2 protein-coding genes are annotated in these 2,459 nt (G+C 64.0%); one reads left to right on the top strand and one right to left on the bottom strand.

The annotated features are described in order from the left end of the window. Nucleotides 1-237 precede the first annotated feature (237 nt). Nucleotides 238-1,179, top strand: a complete 942-nt coding sequence (locus AC0L25_RS32250; protein ID WP_473599157.1) for an alpha/beta hydrolase — start codon at nucleotides 238-240, stop codon at nucleotides 1,177-1,179. A 54-nt stretch (nucleotides 1,180-1,233) separates the two neighbouring features. Here the strand turns inward: AC0L25_RS32250 and AC0L25_RS32255 are convergent, their stop codons facing one another. Beyond that, a complete protein-coding gene (locus AC0L25_RS32255; protein WP_473599158.1) occupies nucleotides 1,234-2,220 on the bottom strand; it encodes a Gfo/Idh/MocA family protein in 987 nt (328 codons plus the stop codon). Between the last annotated feature and the right edge of the window lie 239 nt (nucleotides 2,221-2,459).

The raw sequence follows: 2,459 nt of genomic DNA on the forward strand, positions 1-2,459 counted from the left end.
AATCGTCAGGGACCAAAAACCATGGCAAACAGCTTGACTTCCAAGACAGTCGCTCTGCCCTGCCGGGCATCTCCCCCGCAAGGGGGGAGATCGGCAGCTTCAGGCCCCGCGCCTTTCCTGCGACGTAGAAGATTGGCGAAAGCCTTCGCGACATCCGATCTCCCCCCTTGCGGGGGAGATGTCCGGCAGGACAGAGGGGGGTGCCCAAGCTCATTCCTCGCAGACCCTCCGACTCCCATGACCGACTACAAAAAGCTGATAGACGCCGAGACCTGGGCCTTCATCGAGCGGACCAACTCCTACTATCCGCCGGATACGATCGACTACACGATCGATCAGCAGCGTGACATCTACGACCGCATGTGCCGTGAATTCTCTGCTGGCTACCCAGACAACGTGACGGCGGAGACCACCGCCATTGCCACGCTCTCGCATCCCATCCCGATTCGCATCTATCGCATCCCGGCGCCGGAAGCGGCGGCGATGGTGCTTTATTTCCATGGCGGCGGTTTTATCCTCGGCGGGCTCGACAGCCATGACGACCTCTGTGCCGAGCTTTGCAGCCGCACCGGCTATGAGGTGGTTTCGGTCGACTATCGGCTGGCGCCGGAACATCTTCATCCGGCCGCCTTCGACGATGCCATTAGCGCCTTCGAATGGGCGGCGACCTCTTATAAGCGCCCGATCCTGCTTTGCGGCGACAGCGCCGGCGCCAATATTGCCGCCGCGGTCAGCCATGCGACGCGCGGCCATGCACGAAAGCCGATCGGCCAGGTGCTGATCTATCCCAGCCTTGGCGGCGACCGCTCGCAAGGCTCTTACCTGACCCATGCCGAAGCGCCGATGCTGACCGTGCGCGACCTCGATTTCTACACGAATATCAGGACAGGCGGCGAAGACCGCACCGGCGATCTCACGCTGTCGCCGCTGGCCGACGCCGATTTTGCCAATCTGCCGCCGACCGTACTGATCACCGCTCAATGCGACCCGCTGTCGTCAGACGGCGAGGCCTATCGCGACCGCATCGTTGCGGCAGACGGCCACGCCTACTGGTTCGAAGAGCCGGGACTGGTGCATGGTTATCTCAGAGCCCGGCATACGGTCGGTCGTGCGCGCTCGAGCTTTACCCGGATCGTTGACGCGGTGTCGGCTCTGGGGCGGGGCGAGTGGGTCTGGTAAGGGTTCTACCCCCGCCCGCGTGGCCGGCGCTCCTCCCCGGCTTTGGCGATTTTGTCAGACCGTCTCCCAGCCTTCCTTTTCGCCGGCGCGGAAGATGGCGTCGATGACCTTCTGGTTGAGCACCGATTCTTCCAGCGTAAAGACGCGGTCAGTGCCGCCCTGTGCCGCCCGCGCGAAGGCCTCGACCTCGAGCCGGTATTGCTGCATCCCGGGGAAGCGGAACACTTGCGCCTCGCTATGGTTCTGGTTGTGCAGCTCGACGCGATGGTGGTCATAGATTCCGGCGTTGAACGGCGAAAGCACCTCGATGAAACCATTCTCGCCGTGGAACACCATCACCTGCCGCGCCGCCATCTGCGTCGACAGATAGAACGACAGTTCGAAGTCGCCGAAATCGGCGCGGATCGAAGAATAGATGTCGGTGCCGAACGTCTTGTCGCGCTCGATCGTCGCCTGGACGCGCAGCGGCTCCTTGCCCGTCGAAAAGCGCGTCGACACGGTCGGGTAGACGCCGATGTCGGGCAGCGCGCCTCCGCCGAGGTCGAGCTGGTTGCGCATGTTCTTGGGATCGACATTGTAGTAGGAAAACGCGCCCTGCACATGGCGCAGCCGGCCGATGGCGCCGTTGGCGATCAGCTCGCGAACCTTGATCCACTGCGGGTGGTAGACGACCATGAAGGCTTCGCAGACCAGTACGTTTTTGGCGTCGCGCAGCTTGATCAGCGGCGGAATGTCCTTGGCATCGAGCGCCAGCGGCTTCTCGACCAGAACATGCTTGCCGGCTTCGATCGCCTTGGCGGTCCATTCGACATGCTGCGCAGTCGGCAGCGGGATGTAGACGCCGTCGACGTCCTTGGATGCGAGCAGCTCGTCATAGGAACCGAAGGCATGGGGCGCGCCGAAACGGTCGGCCAAGGCACGGGCTTTCGACAGGTCGCGGCTGGCGATCGCCGACAGCACGCCATTCTCCGCTTCGACCATTGCGGGCAAAAGATGCTCACGGCCGATCTTGGCCGTCGACAAAACACCCCATCGGAACATCAGGCTTCTCCCTCTCGATTGCAGGAATGGAGGTTTGCCTGAAATCCGGGGAAAAGCCAATGCGGGAGCATGGCAGCGAGCAAGGCGACCGTCTACGGCTTGTCCGGATGCCGGCGCTGCCCTCCGCAGAGCTTGGGTTCCTCGCCCCACGAAGTGGGGAGAGGTGGGGGGGGGGGGGGGGGGGGGGGGGGGGGGGGGGGGGGGGGGGGGGGGGGGGGGGGGGGGGGGGGGGGGGGGGG

It is taken from the genome of Mesorhizobium sp. WSM4813, assembly GCF_055811555.1.

Bases quoted from the DNA above. Each gene is read 5' to 3' on its own strand.
- AC0L25_RS32250 (WP_473599157.1), top strand. From the start codon at position 238: ATGACCGACTACAAAAAGCTGATAGACGCCGAGACCTGGGCCTTCATC.
- AC0L25_RS32255 (WP_473599158.1), bottom strand. From the start codon at position 2,220: ATGTTCCGATGGGGTGTTTTGTCGACGGCCAAGATCGGCCGTGAGCAT.